This is a genomic window from Pseudomonas sp. TWRC1-2, from assembly GCF_049896685.1.
Classification (GTDB): Bacteria; Pseudomonadota; Gammaproteobacteria; order Pseudomonadales; family Pseudomonadaceae; genus Aquipseudomonas.
Map to the genome: position 1 here is coordinate 193,447 of NZ_JAFCUU010000001.1, position 23,596 is coordinate 217,042.

Consider the following 23,596-nt stretch of genomic DNA (forward strand, 5'->3'; position numbering starts at 1 on the left):
CATTCGTGCGGATTTACCCAACAGCCAAAAGGAAAGCCGACATGACCATTAAAGCGATCAACGTGCGCAACCAGTTCAAGGGCGTGATCAAGGAGATTCTGCTGGGGGAGGTGGTGTCCGAGATCGACGTGCAAACCGCATCCGGCATCGTGACGTCAGTGATCACCACGCGCTCGGTGCGTGACCTGGAATTGAAAGTGGGCAGCGAAGTGATTGCCTTTGTGAAGTCGACCGAAGTTTCCATTGCCAAGCTGTAAACCCGTGGTTGAAGCAAAAGCAGATTAAGTGCAGATCTGCTTTTCTGTGGAAGCTGGCTTGCCTGCGATGCGGGCACCTCGGTGCATCAGGCATACCTAGTCGATCCCTTCGCAGGCAAGCCAGCTCCCACATTTGACCCAGTACACCCATTACCCTGATGTACTCAGATCTAATGTGGGGGCTGGGTTGCTTGGGTAGGTCACTCGGGAGGCCGGGTGCCTATCCATTGCTGCAGCCTTAGTGGTTGTCGGAGCCTGTCAGACCACGTGCAGATCTGCTTTTCTGTGGGAGCTGGCTTGCCTGCGATGCGGGCACCTCGGTGCATCAGGCATACCCAGTCGATCCCTTCGCAGGCAAGCCAGCTCCCACATTTGACTCAGTACACCCTCTGGCTGATGTACTCAGCTGCCAATGTGGGAGCGGGCTTGCTCGCGAATGCGGTGGGGCATTCAGCTTATCTGTCACTGATACACCGCCTTCTCAAGCAAGCCCATTCCCACATGGATAGAGGCCAGCCCAGTGAACCTCAGTTGATGCGCGGGCCGCCGCCGCCTGGTTGATGCGGTTGCGGTTTGTCCGGGGGCGCATCGCTGGGCAGGCTCTTGGGTGGCGTGTTGGGGTCTTCGTAGTGCTTGTGCAAGTCCCCATCCAGCCGATTGCTCGACGACCCGCCTTTTTGCGGCGTCTGGTCGAAGTGCTCCCATTCCGATTGCTGGAAGCGAAAGATGCTGTCATCGGTCGGCGTGTCGCGGCCGTGGTAATGGTGGATTTCGTAGTGGGCGTACTCGACCTTGTCGGCCCAGTTGTCCTGCAATAAGCCGTCGCCGGCCAGGTCGCGGTACCAGTCGTTTTCTTTCTCGGTGGCTTTCTGCTTTTTGTTGTGGTCGACAAAGTAGCCGATGATCCCGCCCACCACCGCCAGCACCACACCCACCAGGAACAATGGCCCGGTCAAGGCCGCCGCGGTGCCTGCGCCAAACAGCGCCGCCGCGCCGAGTACCCCGGCCGACGCACCGAACGCACCGCCCGCCACCTGCAGGCCGCCAGCCGCCTGGGCCAGCGGGTCTTTGCTGTCCACGCCACTTTTGATCGCCAGTGCGCCCAACACGATATCGGCGAACCCGCCGGCGATGTCCGTGGCCGGGCCGAGCACCTTGATGACCGAGCCGGCAATTTTCGCTGACTTGGACGCGCCGAGCTTGGCCGCACCTGCAGCGGCGAGGCCGTCATCCAGGTGAGTCGCCAGGCCTTCGGTGGCCTCGGTGACGGCTTTGTCGCCTTCGCCAAACATCTTCGAAATGCCGTCGTACTGGCTGTCGGGCACGGCATCGAGTGCGCTGGTGATCTTGGCTTTTACATCGGAGGGCAGGTCGTTGACGCGGAATTCGAAGTTCGGCTCCTGCAGACCGGTCTTGCCCCAGATTTCCGGCAGCGTCTTGTCCAGGCCAAGGAAGTCCACCAGGCCGCCTTTGCCCAGGGTCTCGCCGATCTTGTCGCCCAGGCGCACGAAGTGGCTGGAACCGCCGGCAAAACTCAAGAAGTCCTTGGCGATGGACATGCGCTGCGCAGGCGTTTCACCGAGCTTGCCGCCTTTGCCGACCAATTGGTAAATCGCCGAAAACAGGGTCACGCCGGCGCCGAGAGAACCCAGGATGCCCTTGCTGTTGAGGGTATGAAACACCTCGCCGAGCATGCCGCGGTCGGCGACCGGGATATAGGGTTTGCTCAACGCGGTTTTCAGGTCGGCCTCGCTGATCGAACCATTGTTCTTGTAGACCTCGCCCAACTCCTCCAGGGCCTTGGTCACGCCAGCGGATTTTTCCTTGCCCTGCAGGCCTTCGTTGAGAAACTTCTCCAGGGTTTCCTGGGTGCGCCGTGGCAGGTCGAGCAGGGTGCCTTTCAATACGCCTTTGAGCAGGCCGAACAGGTCCTTGGTGGCCAGTTCCTTGTTCTCGTCGGAGATCTTGCTCGGGTCCGAAAGGATCGCGTTGAGGTCGGTGGTCAAGCCGTCGGCCTGAATGTTCTGCGCCGCCTTGCTGGCCGCTTCCGGGTCGAACAACGACAGCGAGGTGAGGGTGTCGCTCAGATCTTTCTGCGCCTCAGAGGTCTTGCCCTGGTCTTGCAGGTCCTTGAGGTACAGCACGTAATCCGGGCTGGACGTCAGGTCCAGGAGCTTTTGCTTGATCTCGTCCTTGTTCGGCAGCTTGTTGATCGCGTCGTCCATTTTCGACTTGTAGTCGGCCTGCACGGTCGGGTCTTTGAACAGCTCGCCGATCTGCTCCTGCACTGCCTTGCCGTCGATGATGTCGTGCATATCGGCCGAGGTCAGCTCGGTCTGCTTGTCATCGAACTCGCGCCAGGTGGTGTTGAACGGGCGCTTGGCTTCTTCGTAGCCGGTAATGCCGTGGCCATTCTGGTAGGCGGCCTGGGCTTCCAGCGCGCGCACCAGCTTGGCACGCGGGTCGTCTTTGGGAATCGAGCCATCCTTGACGCCGGCGCGGTAGGTGTCGATCAACTGGGTGGTGGCCAGCTCACTGACGCTCAAGGTTGGCGACTTGTCGTCTTTCTCATCGGCATGCACGCCGGTGTCCATGTTCAGCACGTCGAGGTCACCGGCCTTGGGCAGGTTGTGCTGGGTGCGCGTGTCATCGACCGCGCCGGCACTGGAGGCGTCCCACTTGGCCTTGACGTCATCGTAGAGCTGCGGGCTGAGTTCCTTGGAGACGATGACCTTGCCTTCGCTGGTTTCATAGCGGATCAGGCCATCGCCCAGTTCGTCGGGCGAACCGAACGTGATGTCGGTGTTTTTCAGGAAGTCATTCGGCCCGGCCAACTTATAGCCTTCGCTTTCGCTGGTGTGGATCTTGTCCCAGGTGTCGTGGGCGGTGGCGACGCTCTTGAACAGCTCGGGGCTGACGTCGGAAGACACCACCACCTTGGTGCCGTCATGCAGTTCGTAGGTGAGGATGCTGTCTTTCTGGTCGTTGTTCCAGCTGAACGTCTTGTAGTCATTCAGGCCCGGCACCGGCGTGTTGGCGTCGGCCAGGGCCGCCCCGTTATTCAGCTCGCCTTCCACCACGGCCTTTTTGCCAGGGTCGGTGTAGACCTCGTGCAGGCCCGCCAGGTAGTCGAACAGCTTGGGGTTGTCGTCACGGGCCACGACCATCTTCTGGCCGTTGCTCTCAAAGCGGATCAGGCCCGGGCCGACTTCATCCTCGGGGCCGACCGTGGTACCGGCGTAGGGCGGCCACACTTCGTTGTCGCTGGCGCGTTTGTAGCCGGCGTCTTCGCTGCTGGAGAGGCCGGTGAAGCTCGCATAGTCATCCTTGGCTTTCTGGAAGGCTTCGGGGTTGTCACGCTGGCTGACCACGACTTTGGTGCCGTCCTGGGTTTCATAGCGGATCACGCCCGGGCCGGTTTCGTCGGGCGGCCCGAGGGATTTGTAGTCGGCGAGCTTTTCCGGCGCTTTTGCATCCGCGCCAAGGCTCTGATAACCCGCGTTCTGGCTGGCCACCACGCCCGTGAGCGATTTGAAATCGGCACTCACTTGCTTGAACAGCTCCGGGCTGTCCTGTTCGCTGACGATGACTTTCTGGCCGTCCCGGGTTTCATAACGAATCAACCCAGGGCCGACTTCATCGGGCGGGCCGATGGCCTTGTAGTCGGCGAGGGCGGGCGGTGGCGTGGCGTCCTTGGCGGCCAGTGTATAGCCCTGTTGCTGGCTGGCATCGAGCCCCGATGGCGTCTTGTCCTGGGACTCGACTTTTTTGTGGGCGCTGTTTTTGAGCAGCACATGAAAAGCGGTGCCCGACTTGGATGGCGTGCGGGGAAGGGTTTTGGGATCGGACGAGCGATCAAGGGGCTGGGTCGCCATGCCATGAAACTCCTGCTGTTGCCGGTGGGACGGATGGGCAAAAACAGTAACAGCAGGGGTTCGGCGTTCGTTGCGAAACGTTGTGAATTAACGCCGGCGACCCGCGCCAACGGGCTCATCCGGCTGGGTTGTGCAAGTCGACAGCCCGAGATTCGAGGAGGACTGGCCCCGGCGATGGGGCCAGTCGCTTAGCGGTTTTTCAGGCTGCGCTCCATGCGCTGCAAGCCCTCTTCGAGCATCGCACGCGGGCAGCCGAAGTTCAGGCGCACAAACTGCTGGCTGTCATCGCCGAACTCAATGCCGGCGCTCAGGCCGACCTTGGCCTGTTCCAGGAAGAACTGCTGCGGATCGTCCAGGCCCAGGGCGCTGCAATCCAGCCACGCGAGGAAGGTGCCTTGCGGGGCATGCATCACCACGCCGGGCAAACGGGTTTGCACGGCGTTGAGCAGGTAGTCACGGTTGGCCTGCAGGTAGCTCAACAGCGCCTCCAGCCATTCACCGCACTGGCTGTAAGCTGCGCGGGTAGCTTCCAGGCCAAGCGGGCTGACGCTGTCGACCATGCCGCAACGCGCGTTATTGAAGCGCTCGCGCATCTGGGCGTTTTGCACCACGGCAAAACAGGTCTTCAAGCCGGCGACGTTGTAGGCCTTGCTCGCCGACATCAGGGTGATGGTGCGCTGGGCGATCTCGGGGCTGAGGCTGGCGGTAGGCGTATGGCGACGGCCATCGAAGCACAGCTCGGCGTGGATTTCGTCGCTGATGATCAGCGCGCCGCTTTCCAGGCAGGCGTTGGCCACGGCCAGCAGTTCTTCGCGCGGGAAGACTTTGCCAATGGGGTTGTGCGGGTTGCTCAACAGCAGCGCGCCGGCGCCGGTCAGCGTCTGGCGCAGGGCCGGCAGCGGCGTGAGGTATTCGCCGTTACTCAACGCGAAGGGCACTTCGATACGCGGCAGGTTCCAGTTCGCTGGCGCCAGGCGAATCGGGCGATAGTTCGGGGTTTGCAGCACCACCGGCTGGCCCGGCTGCACGAACGCGTGCAGCGCCATGTTGAAGCCCGGTTCGACGCCGGGCAAAAACAGCAGTTCGTCTGGCAGCACGCGCCAGGCGTATTTGGCCCACAGGTCGGCAACGATGGCTTCACGCACATCCGGCCCGGCCACGCTGTAGCCCAGGATGTGCTGGTCCAGGCGCTGGTGCAGGGCTTGCAGTACGGCAGGTGGCGCGGCGATATCCATGTCGGCGATCCACATCGGCAAGACGTCTTGCGGGTAACGGTTCCACTTGGTGCTGCCGGTGCCGAGGCGGGGGTGGATCGTGTCGAAATCAAAGCTCATGGGAGGCTCGTGTCAGGGAGGCAGGCGCAAGAATGGCGCTGATTCTAGCGCCATTATTTTTATAGGCCAGCGCTGATTGCCTCATACGGCGTCGGGATTTGTGGGGCGGCTATGAAAGCCTGGTCACCGTGGCGGATACACGCGACCGTGAAAGCGCGACGGAGCGGGCGTTGAACCCGGTGGTGCGCTTGCATATCGGCTCGGAAGATGTGGCGGCGCTGATCGAGGATCTGCAACGCGGCTTTGCCTTGGCAGGCTGAGTGAGGGGCGCTCCCACGCAAGGTGGAAGCGATACCTTTATCAGTGCTTGACCGGAGTCGGCAGCGTCACCAGGCCGACGTAGCCGTCCCAGAATTTGTGCTGATCGACGCCAAATACCACCTTGGCTTTCTGCGTGCCCAGCGGTGCACCTTTCTGGTAGCCCAGCGCACGGCCGTAGTCGGCGCCGAACGTTGCGTCCACATCCACCCACAAATCGCGGGACTCGGTGACGATGTCCGGGCTGACCAGGAACAGCGCCGGCAAGCTGTCCCAGGTGAAGCTGTGGTAGCTGGGGTCTTTGTCGAACAAAGGCCCGAACTCGTGCTTGTACAGCTCGGCAATCGCGCCTTTTTGCGCAACCACGCGCTGGTACACCGACTTGTCGAAGGTGACTTTCTCGCACACGTCATTCGGGAAAATCACGTGCTCGATCGGTGAGCGCAGGACGATCTTTGCCGCCTCCGGGTCGAACCACCAGTTGAATTCCGCCGCCGGTGTGGTGTTGCCCGGAATCTGGAACGCACCGCCCATGTACACGATGCGCTTGATCAGCGGCACGATGTCCGGCGCCGAGCGAATCGCCAGGGCGATATTGGTCAAGGGGCCGACGGCAAGGATCGTCACTTGATGGGGATTGGCGCGCACGCTTTGCACGATGAACTGCGCGGCGGTCTCGCTGCGCAGTTGGGTGTGCGTCGCCAGGCCATCCGGTGGCGCGATCAACTGCGAGGGCGAGGCAGGGCGCGGGTTTTTGAACGCGCCCGGCCAACCGGCGCCAAACAGCGCTTTCTCTGCCTCGTAAGTGGCGTAGTCATGCAGCAGCGGGTAGGCGGCGCCGGAGTAGACGCCCACCTCTTTTTCCACGCCCATGCGTTCCACGGCCTTGAGGGCATCGACCTGTTCTTGGTCGACCCAGGCGTTGCCGCTGACCAGGGTCATGCCCAGCAGCTCGATGCGTTTTTGCGCATGCAGCTGGGCGAGCATGATAAAGGCCTGGCCGTCATCGTTGAGCACGTTGAAATCGGTGTCGAAGATGACTTTTTCGGCCGCTTGCGCGGTGCCGGCACACAGGCCGACCGCGACAAGCAGTGCACAGCTTTTAAAGAAGCCTTGCATGGTGATTCATCCGCAGAAATTGTTGTTGTTAACGGTTCACCAGTTTCGCCGGCAAGGCGATGACCAGGAAGCTGCTGAGGATCAGGCAGCCGGCGAAAAACCACAAGGCGCCCGCGCTGCTGCCGGTGACGTCGATGGCCACGCCCATCAGCGAGTTGCTTACCAGGCCGGCGATGTTCGCCACCGAGCAGGCGAGGGCAAAGCCGGTGGCTGCTGCGGTGCCTTTGAGAAAAGTTGCCGGCAGGCTGAAAAACACCGGCACGGCGCCGATGATCGCGGCCGAGGCGATGGCGAACAGCACCACCGTGGCCACCACGTTATGGGTAAAGAATGTGCTGGTGGCCATGGCGGCCGCGCCGATGAAAAACGGCACGATGATGTGCCAGCGACGTTCACGGTGTTTGTCGGAGCTGGCGCCGATCAGCAGCATGCCGAGCAACGCCGCCACGCTGGGTAATGCGGTCAGCAGGCCGATGTGGAAGGTGTCGGTAATCCCGGCGTTGCGGATGAACGTCGGCATCCAGAAACCCATGGCGTAGGCGCTGAGCAGGATCGAGAAGTCGATACCGCCAAGCATCCACACTTTGAGGTTGAAGAAGCCGTCGCGGAAGCTGTGCTTGCTGCCGGTGGCGTCGGCTTCGTCCTTGCGCAGCTCACTTTCGAGCAGGGCCTTTTCGTCGTCCGACAGCCATTTGGCTTGCTGGAAAGTATTGGGCAGCGCCCAGAAGGTCAGCACGCCGAGCAAAACGCTGGGCACCGCTTCGATCAGGAACAGCCATTGCCAGCCGCGCAGGCCGCCCAGGTTGTCGAAGTGGCCCATGATCCAGCCGGACAACGGGCCGCCGATCACGCTGGACAGCGGCAGGCCGATCATGAACAGCGCGATGATGCGGCCGCGCCGATGCGTCGGAAACCAGGTGGTCAGGTAATACAACACACCCGGCAAAAACCCGGCTTCGGCGGCGCCGAGCAGAAAGCGCAGGATGTAGAACTGCGTGGTGGAGGTGACCAGCATGGTGCAGGCCGAGAGCAGGCCCCAGGTGATCATGATGCGCGCGATCCAGATCTTCGCGCCGACCCGTTCCAGCACCAGGTTGCTGGGCACTTCAAAGATGATGTAGCCGACAAAAAACAAGCCGGCGCCAAGGCCGAACGCGGTTTCGCTGAAGTGCAGCTGGTCGAGCATCTGCAGTTTGGCGAAGCCGATGTTGATGCGGTCCAGGTAAGCGGCCAGGTAGCAGAAACACAGAAACGGAATCAGCTTCCAGGTGATCTTGTGGTAGAGCGTGGTGACGGGGTCGGCGACGGTGGTCGCGGGCGCTGCATTCGCAATGGGCATTGGGGTGTCTCCTGGCGGTGACTTATGGTTTTTATACAGCCGCTTTTGTTCCAGCACTTCGGAGTGCTGTAAAAGCGACTTCCAAAGGCAGTGTCAGAAGACTGAGATTTCCCTGCTGGAGGAGATCAAGTGTGGGAGCGGGCTTGCTCGCGAAAGCGGTGGATCAGTCAGTACATTTTTGACTGACAGATCGCATTCGCGAGCAAGCCCGCTCCCACATTCGATTGCATTCTAAAGTGGGAGACGCTCAGTTTTTTCCGGACCACGCTCTTTGTCGTGGTTCCTGGTCAATCGTTATTGCTCCCTGAACTTGCTCATCGCCTCCTGCTTGCTCACCACGTCGCCATACTTGCTGTCGATGTCGAACAGGTTGGCTTCGTGGGGCGCCGGGTGTCGGTCGCCGACGCATTCGCGCACGACGATGGTGCGAAACCCGTGTTGCACCGCATCCACTGCCGTGGCGCGAATGCAGCCGCTGGTGGAGCAGCCGGCGAGTACCACAGTGTCGATGCCTTGAGCGTGCAGCATCGGGGCCAGGCTGCTGCCGAAAAACGCGCTGGCGTACTGCTTGGTGATCACCACTTCATCGTCCTGGGGCAGCACCTCGGCGCAGAACGCCGCCAGTGGGTTGCCCTCGACCATGTCTTTTATCACCGGGGCTTTCTTGACCCAGATGCCGCCATCGGCGAAATGGCCGCGATGGTAGCGGATATTGGTGTGCACCACCGCAATCCCATGCTGGCGCGCACTGGCCAGCAGCTCGACGCTTTCGGCCACGGCCGTGACCACACCCGGTGCGAACAGTGGCGCGCCTTCAGTGGTGTAGCCCTGCATGAAGTCGATCATCAGCAGCGCGGCCTTTTTACCGAAGCCGATGCGGTTGCCCCAGACGCCTTGGTAGTTGGCGTCGGCAGATTGTTCGCTCATTTGTTTTTCACCTCATTCTCTATGTGTGGCGAGCGGGCTTGCCCCGCGTTGGGCTGCGAAGCGGCCCCAAAACCTGCCATGCGGTTTGCCTGACGAATCCCATTGCCTGGACGAGGGGCCGCTTCGCGCCCCAACGCGGGGCAAGCCCGCTCGCCACGACAAGCCCGCTCGCCACAGGAAGCCCACTCGCGGTGAGTCAATAAGCGCCGGAGAGCAGGGCGCCGGCACCGGGCACGATTGGCTCCAAATCCAGCGCCTTGAGCATCGCGTAAGTAGTGGCGATGGCGGCAGTGAGCACCGGCTTGCCGGTTTGTGCCTCGACCTTGGCGACCACTGGCAACGACTGCATCTGCACACAGGCCGAGAGCACGATCACATCGACGCCTTCCAGGTTCATGCCCGCGACGATGGCCGGCAGGTTGGCCGGGTCGTGGCGCGCGACTTGGAGGTTGTCGGGGATTTCCAGCGCCCGCCAGTCCACCACCTCAAAGCCTTCTTCGCGGATGTAATTCACCACCAGTTCGGTCAGCGGCTTCATGTACGGCGCGACGATGGCGATGCGTTTGGCACCCATGACGTTGAGGCCTTCGATCAGTGCGCCGGCGCTGGTGATCACCGGGGCATTGGCGTCGTTATCGGCAGTGGCTTGGCGCAGGCGCTGCTCGGATTTGCGGTGATAACCCAAGCCCATGGCCATGATCGCCACCAGGCAGGCGTATCCCAGCACATCCACCTTGGCGTCCGACAGCTCGACGGCGCAGCGGTCGGACTCGCCGTCCATTGCCGCCAGTTCTTCCTTGCGCACCTGCTTCATGCGCATGCGGCTGGAGTGGAACGTAAAACGCTCCGGGCGGATCGCCTGGCGCGCGTTGAGCATCGCCGGGATCTCGGTTTCCATGGTGGTGTTGGAACTCGGCACGATCTGGCCGATGCGGTAAGGCTTCTGCATGGTGGTCTCCGTTTTTATTGGGTGAGGAAGTCGCCGAGCGCGTCGAAGAAGCCCTCGAGGTCATCCCACGGAATCATGTGCCCGGCGTTGGGTACGCGGACGATCTGGATGGCCGGTTGCAGGTCCTGGATTTCGGCGATGTCTTCATCGAGGATCACGCCGCCGCGCCCTGCCACCATCAACAGGGCAGGGGCCTTGAGGTGAGGCAGGTCCTGATGGAAGTCCACCGTGTGAAAGTCATTGAAGGCGCGCACGATGGCGGGCTCAAAGCAGGTGTGCAGCCATTCGGCGCGCAGTTGCAGTTGCTCGGGTGTCCAGGTGGCGCAGAAGGCGCGCATGGCCTGTGCATCCATCCCAAGCAGGGATTGGCGGATCGAATCGACGTACCACGGCAATTTGCTCGGGTATTCACGACGACCGGGGCCGGACACTGGCGGGTCGATCAGCACCACACGGTTTACGCCCTGCGGATGCTTGACCGCACTGCGCACGGCAAAGCGCGCGCCCATGGAGTGGCCGACCAGGTGGTAACTGTCCAGGCTCAATGCATCGGCAAACGCGCCGATGTCATCGCTGCACGTGTCGGCGCTGTAGTCCAGCTCGGGTCCGGTGGACGACAAGCCGCGCCCGCGTACATCCAGCACGTACGTGTCGAACTGCGCGCCAAGGCGTTCGGCCACAAACCCCCAGGTAATCGCCGGGCTGGTGATGCCCGGAATCAGGATCAGCGCCGGGCCGTTGCCGCCATAGCGCAGGTAGTGCTGGCGAATGCCGTTGGCCTGGACGTTGCCACCATAGAGAAAAGTGCTCACGCGGCCACCCCCGATTTCAGTGGCTGCGCGTACAGGTCGTAGCCGTACACCCAATCCGGGTCTTCCTGGGTGCGCAGCCACGTGTTGGCGTTGGACACCGCCTGCACGCGGGAGGCGCGTTCCTTGCGGTTGGCTTCGTAGAGCTGGAACGCGGTGCGGTAGTCGCTGATGCCGGTTTCCTGCAGGCAACGGGTGAGCATGGCGGCGTCTTCGATGGCCATGCCGGCGCCCTGGGCCATGTGCGGCTTCATCGGGTGGCAGGCGTCACCGAGCAACACCAGGCGACCCCGGCTCCACAGCGGCAGCGGGTTGCGATTGCGCAGCGGCCATTTGGTCACGCTTTCGGTGGACTCGATCAGGGCCTGCACGGTGGGGTGGTAGCCCTTGAACGCTTCGAACATCTCTTCGCGGCTGCTGTCCACGAATGCGCCCTGAAAGTCCCATTCAGCATGCGGCACGCCAGTGACGTAGTAGTACTCGTCGCGTTTGCCGGTGGTGTAATACACCATCATGTGGCGGTCTTCGGTCCACCACTTGATGCAGTCTTCGAACGTGAGGTCGTACTTGGCCAACTGGTCGCCACGGATCAACGCGCGGTGCGCGACCCAGCCGCTGTACAGCGGTTTTTCCACGCCGAGCAGTTCTTCACGAATCTTCGAATTGATGCCGTCGGCGCCGATCACGATGTCGGCATAGGTCACTTCACCATCGGCGAAGGTCAGGCGCACCTGGGTGTCGGTTTCTTCGAGGGTTTCCAGGCGCTTGTTGAAATGCAGGGTGCCGGGCTTGAGAGTGGACATCTGCAGGGCATGCAGGTCGCCGCGGTGCACGGTGACATACGAGGCGCCGTAGCCGGTGAGCGGGATGCGCGAGAGGTAGTCGCCGGTTTCGCCGCAACGGCTGAACCAATGCTCTGGGTGCGAGCCCATCAGGTCCAGCTGCTTTTCGATGCCCATGCGGCGGAAGATTTTCATGATGTTGGGCCCCATGTGGATCCCCGCGCCCAACCGGGAAAACTCCGGCGCCTGCTCGTAGACGTCCACGTCAAAACCGGCCTGCTGCAACAGGGTAGCGGCGGCGGCGCCGCCCAGGCCTGCACCGACGATGGCGATTTTTTGAGTGCTTCCCATGGGGCGTAATCCTCTTTCTTTGTGATTGTCGGCAGCGTCTGCCTGCAAGGTTTTTAAAGTGTATACGCTCATTTTTTAAAATGGGAAGCCCGCTTCTGCAAATTTATTTTTTGGCCTCGTTGAACCTGCGTAACGTGATATTCCCAATAAATGCTGGGTTTGTTTCGATAGGTAACGTTTTGGCGCGCCGCTTGCAGTCCGCTTGCAATTCAGGTCTTATCGTTATTAATTGGCGTATACGCTATAAAAATGCACTAGAGTGAAGCGCAGTGCTTGAACTTGGTGCAGTCCCACAGGAGACAGGAAAATGCCGGTAAGCGATTGCGAACTGACCCAGATGTTTGAACACGTGCTGAAGCTGTCGAAGGTCGACCCGACCCAGAGCGTCGCCGTGCTCAAGAGTCATTACTCCGACGCACGCACCGTGCGTGCGGCGATGGAGGCGGCGCAGCGCCTGGGGGCCAAGGTGTATGCGGTGGAGCTGCCGTCGTTCAATCACCCGCGGGCAATGGGCAATGACATGACCGCCTACTGCGGCGACACCGCGCTCACCGGCAACATCGCCGCCCAGCGTGCGCTGGAAGCCGCCGACCTGGTGGTTGACACGATGATGCTGCTGCATTCACCGGAACAGGAGCAGATCCTCAAGACCGGCACGCGCATCCTGCTGGCCGTGGAGCCGCCGGAAGTGCTGGCGCGCATGCTGCCCACCGAAGAAGACAAGGTGCGTGTGCTGGCGGCCGAGCAATTACTGAAAAAGGCGCGTTCGATTCACGTCAAATCCCGCGCCGGCAGTGATTTTCGCGCCGCCTTGGGGCAGTACCCGTCGGTGACCGAATACGGTTTTGCCGATGAGCCTGGGCGCTGGGACCACTGGCCCAGCGGCTTCCTGTTCTCCTGGCCCAACGAGGAAACCGCTGAGGGCGTGCTGGTGCTGGACGTCGGCGACATCCTCCTGCCATTCAAGACCTACACCCGCGAGAAAATCACGCTGGAAATCGAGAAGGGCTTTATCACCAGGATCCACGGTGGTTTCGAGGCCGAGTACCTGCGTGATTACATGAAGTACTTCAACGATCCGGAGGTGTACGGCATCTCCCACATTGGCTGGGGCTTGCAGCCAAAAGCGCAGTGGACCGCCATGGGTTTGCATGACAAGAACGACGGCATGTGCATGGACGCGCGGGCGTTCTATGGCAACTTCCTGTTCTCCACCGGGCCGAATACCGAAGTGGGCGGCACGCGCAAGACGCCGTGCCACATGGACATTCCGCTGCGTCATTGCGATGTGTACCTGGATGACGAGGCGGTGGTTATCGCCGGTGACGTAGTCGCCCCAGCAGCCTCTCTGGCCCGCTGAAGATCCCAATGTGGGAGCGGGCCCGCTCCCACAGTTCTAACCATGTTTCCTCAATGAGAAACTTGAGTCGATCCGGTAAGCCAGCCATCATGCGTCCCCATCGCCAATCACCCACCGAGCCCGCCGTGCCTGATTCCTACGTTTTCTCTGAACAAGTTGGCCACCTGCTGCGCAAGGCCTACCAGCGCCACCTGGCGATCTTTCAGCAGAATGTCGGCGACTCCCAGCTCACCGCCGTGCAGTTTGTCACCCTGTGTGCACTGCGCGATCAGGGTGCAAGTTCCCTCACCGAACTGGTCAAGGCCACGGCCGTTGACCAGGCGACCATTCGCGGCATTGTCGAGCGGCTCAAGGCCAAGGAACTGATCACGCTGGAGCCGGACCCGCAAGACAAGCGCAAGGTGGTGGTGGACCTGTCTGCCGCAGGCGCCGACCTGGTCGCGCAAACCGCGCCGCGCGCCGCGCAGATCAGCGAACTGACCCTGAGCAACCTCAACCCGGCTGAACGGGTGGCGGTGCTGTTCCTGCTGCGCAAGATGATCGACGACCCGCAGGAATAGTGGGCTTGTTGTGGCGAGCAGGCTTGTCGTGGCGAGCGGGCTTGCCCCGCGTTGGGCTGCGAAGCAGCCCCCAAACCCGCCATGAGGTTTACCTGAATAACCCCATCGCCTGGACGAGGGGCCGCTTCGCGCCCCAACGCGGGGCAAGCCCGCTCGCCACAACCACCATAAACCTGCATACGTCAGGATAATCCCAACCCCTTGGCATCGTTTTTGCTCGGTGTTGATGTAGTAGCCACTTCACGATTCAAGTGTGTCGCGAGACCCCAGGTCCGCGATGCTTTTTTTTGACTGTTTCGTGTAGTAGCCACTTCACCAACTGACACAGGCGAAGCGAATGATCAGTCCCTCCATCACGGTTGCCCTTGAGGTCAATGGCCACATCCGCGAAGTCAGCGCCATGGCGGACACGCCGCTGTTGCTGGTGCTGCGCAATGACCTGGCACTCAACGGCCCCAAGTACGGCTGCGGCCTGGGCGAGTGCGGCGCCTGCACGGTGATCATCGACGGTGTTGCGGCACGCTCATGTGTGTTCCCGCTGGCGGGCGCGGCAGGGCGTGAGATCGTCACCCTCGAAGGCCTCGGCACACGCCAGGCGCCGCACCCGGTGCAGCAGGCGTTTATCGACGAGCAAGCCGCGCAATGCGGCTACTGCCTCAACGGCATGATCATGACTGTCAAGGCCTTGCTCGACCGCAATCCCAACCCCAGCGAAGCCCAGATCCGCAACGAACTCTCGGGCAACCTTTGCCGCTGCGGCACCCATATCGAAATCCTGCGCGCCGTATTGCGTGCTGCTCACCTCTTGACCGTGGATGGCCGACCATGACCGATAGCCCACTTTCCCGTGACCAGTGGCTGACCAAGACGGGCGTCTTGTTGATCGTCGACGATGTACTACCGCCCTCCGGCCCGGTGGCCAAGGGCGGCACGCCGACTGTGAAACCCAAAGAGCTGGGGCTGTTTATCGCGGTCAACGATGACGGCCTGGTTTATGCGTTCAACGGCCATGTGGACCTGGGCACCGGCATTCGCACCTCGCTGGCGCAGATCGTCGCCGAAGAACTGGACCTGACGATGGACCAGGTCACCATGGTGCTGGGCGACACCGAGCGCGTGCCGAACCAGGGCGCGACGATTGCCAGCGCGACCTTGCAGATTTCGGCGATCCCGCTGCGCAACGCTGCCGCCGAAGCACGACGTTTTTTGCTGGCGCGGGCGGCCGGGCGCTGGGGCGTGAGCACCGCCAGCCTCAAGGTCGAAGCGGGCGTTATCCAGGCGGCAGACGGGCGCACCACCACTTACGGCGAGCTGGTCAGCGGCCAGCATGACCAGTTACGCATCAGCGGCGATGCGCCCTTGAAAGCCATCGAGGATTACCGCTTGGTGGGCAAGGGCGCCGCGCGCGTGGATATTCCCGGCAAGGCCACGGGCGAGCTGACCTACGTGCACGACATGCGCGTGCCGGGCATGCTGCACGGCCGCGTCGTGCGCCCGCCGTATGCCGGCCTGGACTGCGGGGATTTTGTCGGCAATAGCCTGCTGAGTGTGGATGAGGCGTCCATCGCACATATCCCCGGCATTGTTGCGGTGGTGGTGATCCGCGACTTTGTGGGCGTGGTCGCGTTGCGCGAAGAGCAGGCGATCAAGGCCGCCCATGAGTTGCAGCTGCAGTGGAAGCCCTGGAATAACGCCTTGCCGGACATGAGCGATGTCGAGCAGGCGATCCGTGACAACCCGCGGGTACGCCGCACGGTGCTCGATCAGGGCGATGTCGATGCAGCCCTGGCGGGCGCCAGCCAGCGGATGCCGCGCAGTTACCTGTGGCCCTATCAAATGCACGGCTCAATCGGCCCGTCGTGCGCCGTGGCCGACTATCAGGCCGCGGGCAGTCGCGTGTGGTCGGGCAGCCAGAACCCGCATTTGCTGCGCGCCGACCTGGCCTGGTTGCTGGACTGTGATGAAGCGCTGATCGACGTGATTCGCCTGGAAGCCGCCGGTTGCTATGGGCGCAACTGCGCCGATGACGTCTGCGCCGACGCGTTGCTGTTGTCGCGCGCGGTGGACAAACCGGTGCGCGTGCAACTGACCCGCGAGCAGGAACACCTGTGGGAGCCCAAGGGCACGGCGCAGTTGATGGACGTGGACGGCGGCCTCAACGCCGACGGCAGCATTGCCGCGTACGATTTTGAAACCAGCTACCCCTCCAATGGCGCGCCGACCCTGGCGCTGTTGCTGACCGGCCGCGTCGAGCCCGTGGCGGCGATGTTCGAAATGGGCGACCGCACCTCGATCCCGCCGTATCACATCGAAAACATGCGGGTGACCATCAACGACATGGCGCCCATCGTGCGCGCCTCATGGATGCGCGGCGTGTCGGCATTGCCCAATACCTTTGCCCACGAATCGTATATCGACGAGCTGGCATTTGCCGCCGGTGTCGATCCGGTGGAGTACCGCCTGCGCTACCTCAAGGACGAGCGCGCCATCGACCTGGTCAAATCCACCGCCGAACGCGCCAACTGGTCACCGCGCACCGCGCCCATGCAAACCGCCAACGACGACCATCTGTTGCGGGGCCGTGGGTTTGCTTACGCGCGCTACATCCACAGTAAATTCCCCGGTTTTGGCGCGGCGTGGGCCGCCTGGGTGGCGGATGTGGCCGTCGACAAACACACCGGCGACGTGTCGGTGACGCGGGTGGTGATCGGCCACGACTCGGGGATGATGATCAACCCGGCGGGTGTGCAGCATCAGATCCACGGCAATGTGATCCAGTCCACCAGCCGCATGTTGAAGGAGCGGGTGACCTTTGAGGAATCGACGGTGGCCAGCAAGGAGTGGGGCGGTTACCCGATCCTGACCTTCCCTGAAGTGCCGCAGATCGACGTGCTGATGATGCCGCGCCAGGACCAGCCGCCGATGGGCGCCGGTGAGTCGGCCTCGGTGCCCAGCGCGGCGGCGATTGCCAATGCGATCTATGACGCCACCGGCATTCGTTTTCGTGAGTTGCCGATCACCCCCGAGCGGGTGTTGGCAGCGCTGAATGCCGGCACCCTCGGCGAGCCTGCCACGTCGCCACAGAAACGCAAAAAATGGTGGTTCGGCGCGCTGTTTGCGACGCTGGGCGCCGTGATGGCCACGGCCTGGCCGTTTCACGGCGCGATCGCACCGATCGCCCCGCCCAGCGCCGGCACGTGGTCCAAGGCCACCCTGGAGCGCGGGCGTTTGCTGGCGGCGGTGGGCGATTGCGCGGTGTGCCATACGGCACCGGGCGGCGCGACCAATGCCGGTGGGTTGGCGATGGAGACGCCCTTCGGCACCCTGTACAGCAGCAATATCACCCCGGATGTGAACACCGGCATCGGTGCCTGGTCGTACCCGGCATTCGAGCGGGCGATGCGTGAGGGCATTGGCCGTGACGGGCGCAATTTGTACCCGGCGTTTCCCTATACGGCGTTTCGCAATATCAATGAGGCGGACATGCAGGCGCTGTATGCCTACCTGATGTCGCAAGCGCCAGTGAGCCAAGCGCCGACGCCGAATGCCATGCGCTTTCCGTTCAATATCCGGCCGTTGATGGCGGGGTGGAATGCGCTGAATCTACGGCGCGGTGAAATCACGCTGCAACCGGAGCGCGGCGAGCAGTGGAATCGCGGCAATTATCTGGTCAATGGTCTGGGGCACTGTGCGGCGTGCCATTCGCCGCGCAACCTGATGGGGGCCGAGAAGGGCGGCAAGGCCTTCCTGGCCGGCGGCAGCGTCGATGGCTGGGAGGCGCCAGCACTGAACGGTGTGTCCAAGGCACCGACGCCATGGACCGAAGATCAATTGTTCACCTACCTCAGCACTGGCTATTCCGACGCCCATGGCGTGGCGGCGGGCCCGATGGGGCCGGTGGTGAGTGAGTTGGCGAAGTTGCCCAAGGCCGACATTCGCGCGATGGCGGTGTACCTGGCGTCGCTCAAGGGCGAGGCGACGGCTGAGGCGCAAACCGTGGCGGCAGCGACGGTGCCCAATCCCAATGGCCGGCGTGTGTTTGAAGGGTCGTGCAAGGCCTGTCACGCCGATGGCCTGGGGCCAAAGCTGTTTGGGGTCAGCCCGTCACTGGCGACCAATACCAATGTGCACAGTGATCAACCGGACAATTTGATCAAGGTGATTCTGCAAGGGATCAGCAACCCGGCGACCCAGGATCTGGGGTACATGCCGGGGTTCAAGGACAGTTTGTCGAATACGCAGGTGGCGGATTTGGTCGCCTATTTGCGTGGGCAATTTGCGCCGAATGCAGAACAGTGGACCGGGCTGGAACAGAAGGTCGCGCACCTGCGGGCCAACCCGGGCACCCACTGATATTCCAAAACCGGTGAAGATCAAATGTGGGAGCTGGCTTGCCTGCGATAGCGGTGGGTCTGCACCGAAAATACTACCTGACACATCGCCATCGCAGGCAAGCCAGCTCCCAAAGGGATTAGAGCCGGTTTCTACAGTGAGCTTGGGGAGACGCCCCTCAGCACCAAATCAGTGATAAACCCCAGCCAATCCTGCTGCTGCCCCTTATCCGCCAGGTCTTCACCCAGAAACGAACTGAGGGTATGGCGGTTGGAGTTATAGAAATAGCACAGCGAAGCGATCATCAAGTACACGTGCTTGAGGTCGATGTCCTGGCGAAACACACCCTGGGCCTGGCCGGCCTCAATGATCGGTTTCAACACGCCAACCGCTTCGCCCGACAATCGGCGCATCTCCCCGGACTGTTGAGCGTGTTTGCCTTGGTGCAGATTCTCGATGCTCAGAATCGCCACAAACTCGGGGTGCTTGACGTAGTAATTCCAGATAAACGCCACCAGGTCCTGCAGCGCCTGCACGGGCGCCTCCAGGTTGAGTTTGAGTTTGCTTTCGGCCTGGTTGAACTGCTCGTAGATGTGTTCCAGCACGCAGATGAACAGGTGTTCCTTGCTGCCGAAATAGTAATAAAGCATGCGGTCGTTGGAGTCGGCTTCCTTGGAAATGGTGTCGACGCGCCCGCCGGAATAACCGTCGCGGGTGAACACCTTGACCGCCGCCTGCAAGATGCGCGCGCGTGTCTGGTCGGCCTGCTGAGCCCGAATACCGGTCTTCTTGATCACCATCTCAACGCGCCTTGCAGCCAGTCTGGGCGCGAAATATAGCATGGGCTTTTTCGCGGCCGTTCTGTGACCGACAAGTTCTGTAATAAAAACGCCATTGCGCTGGGGATTGGATCCGAGTCGGGCTATTTTGGTGCGTCCCAATAACTAGAGTAGCCATGGATGAAATACCAACCCTTCAGCCGCACCTTAATCGCCACCGCTCTGGTGCTGACGGTCAGCGGTGTGCACGCCGCTTCCCAGGCCCCGGTGGGCGGTGAAAACGGCATGGTAGTCACCGCCCAGCATTTGGCCACTCATGTAGGGGTGGATGTGCTCAAGGCTGGCGGCAACGCAGTCGATGCGGCCGTGGCCGTGGGCTATGCGCTGGCGGTGGTGTACCCGGCGGCGGGTAACCTCGGTGGCGGCGGCTTCATGACCGTGCAACTGGCGGATGGGCGCAAGACCTTCCTCGACTTCCGCGAAAAAGCCCCCCTGGCGGCCACCGCCGACATGTACCTGGACAAAGACGGCAAGGTCGTCGAAGGCCTCAGCGCCAAGGGCCACTTGGCGGTCGGCGTGCCCGGCACCGTGTCCGGCATGGAAACTGCGCTGAGCAAGTACGGCACTCTAAAGCGCGCCCAAGTGATTGCCCCGGCGATCAAGCTGGCGGAAAACGGCTTCGAACTGGAGCAGGGCGATGTCGACTTGCTGCACACCGCCACCGGCGAGTTCGAGAAGGACAAAGACCTGCGCGGGATCTTCCTGCACAACGGCCAACCGCTGCAGGTTGGCCAGAAACTGGTGCAGAAAGACCTGGCCAGGACCCTCAAGGAAATCTCCGCCAAGGGCACCGACGGCTTCTATAAAGGTTGGGTCGCCAAGGCCCTGGTGGATTCCAGCCAGGCCGGCAAGGGCATCATCACCCAGGCCGACCTCGACAAGTACAAGACCCGCGAACTGGCGCCCATCGAGTGCGATTACCGTGGCTACCACGTGGTCTCGGCACCGCCACCGAGCTCGGGCGGCGTGGTGATCTGCCAGATCATGAACATTCTCGAAGGCTACCCGATGGCCGACCTTGGCTATCACTCGGCCCAAGGCCTGCACTACCAGATCGAAGCGATGCGCCACGCCTACGTGGACCGCAACAGCTACCTCGGCGACCCGGACTTCGTGAAGAATCCGATTGCCCACCTGCTGGACAAGGACTACGCCGCCAAGCTGCGCGCTGCCATCGAACCGCAGAAGGCCGGGGATTCCCAGGCGATCAAGCCGGGCGTGTCGCCGCATGAAGGCAACAACACCACGCACTATTCCATCGTCGACAAGTGGGGCAACGCGGTGTCGGTGACCTACACCCTCAACGACTGGTTCGGTGCCGGTGTGATGGCGAGCAAGACCGGGGTGATCCTCAACGATGAAATGGACGACTTCACCGTCAAGGTCGGCGTGCCGAACATGTACGGCCTGGTCCAGGGCGAAGCCAACGCCATCGCACCTGGCAAGGCGCCGCTGTCGTCGATGAGCCCGACCATCGTGACCAAGGACGGCAAGGCCGTGATGGTGGTCGGTACGCCAGGGGGCAGCCGGATTATCACCGCGACCTTGCTGACCATCCTGAATGTCATCGACTACAAGATGAACATCCAGGAAGCCGTCGATGCGCCGCGTTTCCACCAGCAGTGGATGCCTGAGACCACCAACCTGGAGACCTTCGCGGTGAGCCCCGACACGCAGAAAATCCTCGAGAGTTGGGGCCACAAGTTTGCCGGGCCTCAGGATGCCAACCACCTGGCCGCAATCCTGGTGGGCGCGCCGTCCCTGGGTGGCAAGCCGGTGGGCAACAACCGTTTCTACGGGGCCAACGACCCGCGCCGCAATACCGGCCTGTCCCTGGGCTACTGAGGCGTGAGGTGGTGATGCAGGTGGGCCAGGGACAGCGCCAGGCTGTCATGGGATAACTGGGTGGCGGCGCCTTCGGCGCTGTCTCTGGCGGCCGGCATCACACGCTCGAACATGTGGTTTTCATAAGCCTGCACTGCTGTCGAGCAGTCGAGCATGGCGCAGCAGCTGCTTGATCACCCTGACCGACGCGGTGCGTGAATGCATGCGTGCCGCTGCAGGGTTTCAGCGCTAAAGAAGAAGCGACGCTGCTGGCGTTATTGCTGCGCGTGAATGCCAACCTGGAGCGTGGTTTGGATTGAACATCCGCGCGGCTTTCAGGCTCTATCCCAAGAGCCCTGAAAGGACCGGACCGATGAAAGCGCTGAAAATCGCCACCTTCAATATCAACGGCATCCGTGCCCGTCTGCCCAACCTGCTGCAGTGGCTTGAGCGCGAGCAGCCGGATATTGTCTGCCTGCAAGAGCTCAAGGCGCCGGAAAGCCTGTTTCCCTATGCCGACTTCGAGGCGGCCGGCTACGGTGCGATTTGCCTGGGCCAGGCCTCGTGGAACGGCGTAGCAATATTGGCGCGCGATGCCCAGCCGCTGGAGAGCCGGCGCGGTTTGCCGGGCGATGACAGCGACACGCAAAGCCGTTACCTGGAAGCTGCGGTGCATGGCGTGTTGGTTGGCTGCCTGTATCTGCCCAATGGCAACCCGCAGCCAGGGCCGAAATTCGACTACAAGCTGGCCTGGTTCGAACGGCTGATCCCCTATGCCCAGGCGCTGCAAGCCAGCGAACACCCGGTGCTGCTGGCCGGGGATTTCAACGTGGTGCCCACCGACATGGACATCTACAACCCGCGCTCCTGGCTCAAGGACGCTTTGCTGCAACCTGAAAGCCGCGCGTGTTATCAGCGTCTGCTGGAGCAGGGTTGGACCGATTCGCTGCGTCATCTGTACCCCGAAGAGCGCGTCTACACCTTCTGGGATTACTTCCGTCAGCACTGGCAGACCAACTCCGGGCTGCGTATCGATCACCTGCTGCTCAATCCCGCGCTCAAGCCTTACCTCAAAGACGCCGGCGTGGACGCCTGGGTGCGCAACGAGCCGCACGCCAGCGACCATGCGCCGACGTGGATTCAATTGAGCAGCCGCAAAAAGCGCTAACCGGCGCGAATAATGGCCAAGGCCTCGGCTTTGCCCAAGGGGTGCTGCATGCGTTGTGACAGGCGCGCCATGGCTTGCTGATGTTCGCAGGCAATCACGGCTTCCACGTGATCATCCCGGCACAGCAAGGCAATGAAGTCGTGACGATTCACCTCACCCTCCACGTGCAGGCGATTCCAATGCTGCGGGTGGCCGAGCACTTCAAAGGTTTTGCCGAAGTGGTGGGTCCAGAAGAAGGGCACGTCGGCGTACACCTGCGTATCGCCGAGCATATTGCGCGCGGCCAGTACGGCCAGTTGCTGGGCCACACGCCAGTGCTCGATGCGTGTTGGCTGCTGACGCCAGGTAAAGGTCACGTTGTCGCCGGCCGCCCATAACCCGGTCGCCACCTGTAAATGAGTGTCTGCGTTCAGCGACTGGTCCTCGGCTTTGTCGACACCGTGGATAAAGCCGGTGGCGGGTGTGACGCCAACGCCCATCACGACCAGGTCTGCCGCCAGGCGCTTGCCGTTTTTAAGCAGCACGGTACTCACTGCGCCGTGACCGTCGAAGCGTTCGGGCTCGGTGTTGCAGTGGAAGATCACGCCGTTGTCTTCGTGCAATTGGCGAATGGCCGCACCGATACGCTTGCCCAATTGCGCGGCGAGAGGAATGTCATGGCGGCTGACCACCTGCACCACCAGGCCACGTTGGCGCAAGGCGGACGCGGCTTCCAGGCCGATAAAGCTGTCGCCGACAATCACCGCGCACGCTGCCGACTGCGCTGCTTCGTCGATACGCGCCGCATCCTCGCGGCTGCGCAGCACAAACACTTGGCTCAATACCGCGCCGGGGATGTCCAGCGGTTGCGCTTCGCCCCCGGTGGCGACCAGTGCCGCGTCATAGTCAAAGTGACGACCGTCGGCGAGTTCGATGCGTTTGGCATTGGCGTCCAGGCGCTGAACTTCGCCGTGAATGCCGATGGGCTGCTTATCCAGCAGTGGCGGCGTGTCTTCGGGCGTCATCTGGCCTGCGATCACGAATTTGCTCAGGGCGGTGCGGTCGTAGGCGGGAGCCTGTTCACGGTCGATCCACAGCAATCGCCCGCTGAAGCCTTGCTGATGCAACGTCGCCACGGCGGCAGTGCCTGCCGCGCCAGCGCCGATGACCGCAAAGCAGCGTTGTTCATCCCGCGCCGGCGCGGCTTCGGCTGCCATGGGCTCGTCGCCAACACTGACCACGCCATCGTGCACCTGCACCGGGTATTGCTTGAGCCCGACCAGCGCCGGAGGTTCGATCACGGCGCCGCTGTCCACGGCAAACGCGGCTTTGTGCCAGGGGCAAATGATCCGCCCGTTACAGATCACGCCTTCCTCCAGCGGTGCGCCGGCGTGCGGGCACTCGGCCTGGAAGGCGCGCACCCGGTCGCCGACACGCACCAGCAGGACAGGATGCTTTGCCGCGGTGACGCGAACGCCACGGTTTTCCGGCAAGTTAATCAGGCGGGCAACAATGCGCATGTTCATAGGCCAAT

General features: G+C 62.2%; 18 protein-coding genes. 8 read left to right on the forward strand and 10 right to left on the reverse strand.

Going from position 1 to position 23,596, the window contains the following annotated elements:
* Positions 1-41: 41 nt before the first annotated feature.
* Positions 42-257 (forward strand): TOBE domain-containing protein, encoded by a 216-nt coding sequence (locus ACP7B3_RS00905; RefSeq protein WP_003173733.1) that lies wholly within the window; start codon positions 42-44, stop codon positions 255-257.
* Positions 258-784: 527 nt separating this feature from the next.
* Here ACP7B3_RS00905 and ACP7B3_RS00910 read toward each other — a convergent pair.
* Together ACP7B3_RS00910 and ACP7B3_RS00915 are read right to left on the reverse strand one after the other, a co-directional pair.
* Positions 785-4,132 carry a hypothetical protein gene (locus tag ACP7B3_RS00910; protein WP_426177280.1) on the reverse strand — a complete coding sequence of 1,116 codons (3,348 nt, stop codon included), beginning with the start codon at positions 4,130-4,132 and terminating at the stop codon, positions 785-787.
* Positions 4,133-4,320: 188 nt separating this feature from the next.
* Positions 4,321-5,466 carry a MalY/PatB family protein gene (locus tag ACP7B3_RS00915; protein ID WP_242197081.1) on the reverse strand — a complete coding sequence of 382 codons (1,146 nt, stop codon included), beginning with the start codon at positions 5,464-5,466 and terminating at the stop codon, positions 4,321-4,323.
* Positions 5,467-5,564: 98 nt separating this feature from the next.
* On the opposite strand from ACP7B3_RS00915, the gene ACP7B3_RS00920 reads away from it, so the two are divergent.
* Positions 5,565-5,726: a hypothetical protein gene (locus ACP7B3_RS00920; protein WP_347341004.1), complete on the forward strand. Its 162-nt coding sequence runs from the start codon at positions 5,565-5,567 to the stop codon at positions 5,724-5,726.
* Between the two features lie 40 nt (positions 5,727-5,766).
* Here the strand turns inward: ACP7B3_RS00920 and ACP7B3_RS00925 are convergent, their stop codons facing one another.
* The 6 genes from ACP7B3_RS00925 to ACP7B3_RS00950 all read right to left on the reverse strand — a co-directional run bounded on the left by ACP7B3_RS00925 (position 5,767) and on the right by ACP7B3_RS00950 (position 12,000).
* Entirely contained in the window at positions 5,767-6,843 is a 1,077-nt protein-coding gene (locus tag ACP7B3_RS00925) for a nucleoside hydrolase (protein WP_242197078.1), read from the reverse strand.
* A 28-nt stretch (positions 6,844-6,871) separates the two neighbouring features.
* Entirely contained in the window at positions 6,872-8,182 is a 1,311-nt protein-coding gene (locus ACP7B3_RS00930; RefSeq protein WP_145165614.1) for an MFS transporter, read from the reverse strand.
* A 294-nt stretch (positions 8,183-8,476) separates the two neighbouring features.
* Positions 8,477-9,109, reverse strand: coding sequence for an N-carbamoylsarcosine amidohydrolase (locus ACP7B3_RS00935; protein WP_426177283.1), 633 nt, complete (start codon positions 9,107-9,109; stop codon positions 8,477-8,479).
* A gap of 196 nt (positions 9,110-9,305) precedes the next feature.
* Positions 9,306-10,058, reverse strand: a complete 753-nt coding sequence (locus ACP7B3_RS00940; protein WP_426177285.1) for a maleate cis-trans isomerase family protein — start codon at positions 10,056-10,058, stop codon at positions 9,306-9,308.
* A 14-nt stretch (positions 10,059-10,072) separates the two neighbouring features.
* Complete coding sequence (locus ACP7B3_RS00945) at positions 10,073-10,870, reverse strand: alpha/beta fold hydrolase (RefSeq protein ID WP_426177287.1); 798 nt, start codon at positions 10,868-10,870, stop codon at positions 10,073-10,075.
* A complete protein-coding gene (locus tag ACP7B3_RS00950; protein ID WP_426177289.1) occupies positions 10,867-12,000 on the reverse strand; it encodes an FAD-dependent monooxygenase in 1,134 nt (377 codons plus the stop codon). Before ACP7B3_RS00950 ends, ACP7B3_RS00945 begins: the two co-directional genes overlap by 4 nt.
* A 307-nt stretch (positions 12,001-12,307) precedes the next feature.
* Here ACP7B3_RS00950 and ACP7B3_RS00955 point away from each other — a divergent pair, with 307 nt between their 5' ends.
* The 4 genes from ACP7B3_RS00955 (at position 12,308) to ACP7B3_RS00970 (ending at position 18,273) form a co-directional block, all read left to right on the forward strand.
* Positions 12,308-13,360, forward strand: a complete 1,053-nt coding sequence (locus ACP7B3_RS00955) for a 2,5-dihydroxypyridine 5,6-dioxygenase (RefSeq protein WP_145165609.1) — start codon at positions 12,308-12,310, stop codon at positions 13,358-13,360.
* A gap of 125 nt (positions 13,361-13,485) precedes the next feature.
* Positions 13,486-13,920 carry a MarR family winged helix-turn-helix transcriptional regulator gene (locus ACP7B3_RS00960; RefSeq protein ID WP_315975600.1) on the forward strand — a complete coding sequence of 145 codons (435 nt, stop codon included), beginning with the start codon at positions 13,486-13,488 and terminating at the stop codon, positions 13,918-13,920.
* A gap of 337 nt (positions 13,921-14,257) precedes the next feature.
* A complete protein-coding gene (locus ACP7B3_RS00965; RefSeq protein WP_426177291.1) occupies positions 14,258-14,749 on the forward strand; it encodes a (2Fe-2S)-binding protein in 492 nt (163 codons plus the stop codon).
* On the forward strand, positions 14,746-18,273 hold the full coding sequence (locus tag ACP7B3_RS00970) for a molybdopterin cofactor-binding domain-containing protein (RefSeq protein WP_426177293.1): 3,528 nt from the start codon (positions 14,746-14,748) through the stop codon (positions 18,271-18,273). Before ACP7B3_RS00965 ends, ACP7B3_RS00970 begins: the two co-directional genes overlap by 4 nt.
* Positions 18,274-18,404: 131 nt before the next feature.
* On the opposite strand, the gene ACP7B3_RS00975 is transcribed toward ACP7B3_RS00970, so the two are convergent.
* Positions 18,405-19,052 (reverse strand): TetR/AcrR family transcriptional regulator, encoded by a 648-nt coding sequence (locus ACP7B3_RS00975; protein WP_262206458.1) that lies wholly within the window; start codon positions 19,050-19,052, stop codon positions 18,405-18,407.
* Positions 19,053-19,211: 159 nt separating this feature from the next.
* Between ACP7B3_RS00975 and ggt the strand changes: the two genes are divergently transcribed.
* Both ggt and xth read left to right on the forward strand, forming a co-directional pair.
* On the forward strand, positions 19,212-20,936 hold the full coding sequence (gene ggt / locus ACP7B3_RS00980) for a gamma-glutamyltransferase (protein WP_426177296.1): 1,725 nt from the start codon (positions 19,212-19,214) through the stop codon (positions 20,934-20,936).
* A gap of 352 nt (positions 20,937-21,288) precedes the next feature.
* Positions 21,289-22,083, forward strand: coding sequence for an exodeoxyribonuclease III (gene xth / locus ACP7B3_RS00985; RefSeq protein ID WP_426177298.1), 795 nt, complete (start codon positions 21,289-21,291; stop codon positions 22,081-22,083).
* Here the strand turns inward: xth and ACP7B3_RS00990 are convergent.
* Positions 22,080-23,588: an FAD-dependent oxidoreductase gene (locus ACP7B3_RS00990; protein ID WP_426177300.1), complete on the reverse strand. Its 1,509-nt coding sequence runs from the start codon at positions 23,586-23,588 to the stop codon at positions 22,080-22,082. The two genes, xth and ACP7B3_RS00990, sit on opposite strands and share 4 nt — an antisense overlap.
* Between the last annotated feature and the right edge of the window lie 8 nt (positions 23,589-23,596).

Excerpts from the sequence above, each read along its gene's own strand:
- ACP7B3_RS00915 (WP_242197081.1), bottom strand. The coding sequence starts at position 5,466 with ATGAGCTTTGATTTCGACACGATCCACCCCCGCCTCGGCACCGGCAGC.
- ACP7B3_RS00950 (WP_426177289.1), bottom strand. The coding sequence starts at position 12,000 with ATGGGAAGCACTCAAAAAATCGCCATCGTCGGTGCAGGCCTGGGCGGC.
- ACP7B3_RS00905 (WP_003173733.1), top strand. The coding sequence starts at position 42 with ATGACCATTAAAGCGATCAACGTGCGCAACCAGTTCAAGGGCGTGATC.
- ACP7B3_RS00935 (WP_426177283.1), bottom strand. The coding sequence starts at position 9,109 with ATGAGCGAACAATCTGCCGACGCCAACTACCAAGGCGTCTGGGGCAAC.
- ACP7B3_RS00940 (WP_426177285.1), bottom strand. The coding sequence starts at position 10,058 with ATGCAGAAGCCTTACCGCATCGGCCAGATCGTGCCGAGTTCCAACACC.
- ACP7B3_RS00965 (WP_426177291.1), top strand. The coding sequence starts at position 14,258 with ATGATCAGTCCCTCCATCACGGTTGCCCTTGAGGTCAATGGCCACATC.
- ACP7B3_RS00975 (WP_262206458.1), bottom strand. The coding sequence starts at position 19,052 with ATGGTGATCAAGAAGACCGGTATTCGGGCTCAGCAGGCCGACCAGACA.
- ACP7B3_RS00930 (WP_145165614.1), bottom strand. The coding sequence starts at position 8,182 with ATGCCCATTGCGAATGCAGCGCCCGCGACCACCGTCGCCGACCCCGTC.
- ACP7B3_RS00910 (WP_426177280.1), bottom strand. The coding sequence starts at position 4,132 with ATGGCGACCCAGCCCCTTGATCGCTCGTCCGATCCCAAAACCCTTCCC.
- ACP7B3_RS00970 (WP_426177293.1), top strand. The coding sequence starts at position 14,746 with ATGACCGATAGCCCACTTTCCCGTGACCAGTGGCTGACCAAGACGGGC.
- ACP7B3_RS00990 (WP_426177300.1), bottom strand. The coding sequence starts at position 23,588 with ATGAACATGCGCATTGTTGCCCGCCTGATTAACTTGCCGGAAAACCGT.
- ggt (WP_426177296.1), top strand. The coding sequence starts at position 19,212 with ATGAAATACCAACCCTTCAGCCGCACCTTAATCGCCACCGCTCTGGTG.
- ACP7B3_RS00925 (WP_242197078.1), bottom strand. The coding sequence starts at position 6,843 with ATGCAAGGCTTCTTTAAAAGCTGTGCACTGCTTGTCGCGGTCGGCCTG.
- ACP7B3_RS00955 (WP_145165609.1), top strand. The coding sequence starts at position 12,308 with ATGCCGGTAAGCGATTGCGAACTGACCCAGATGTTTGAACACGTGCTG.
- xth (WP_426177298.1), top strand. The coding sequence starts at position 21,289 with ATGAAAGCGCTGAAAATCGCCACCTTCAATATCAACGGCATCCGTGCC.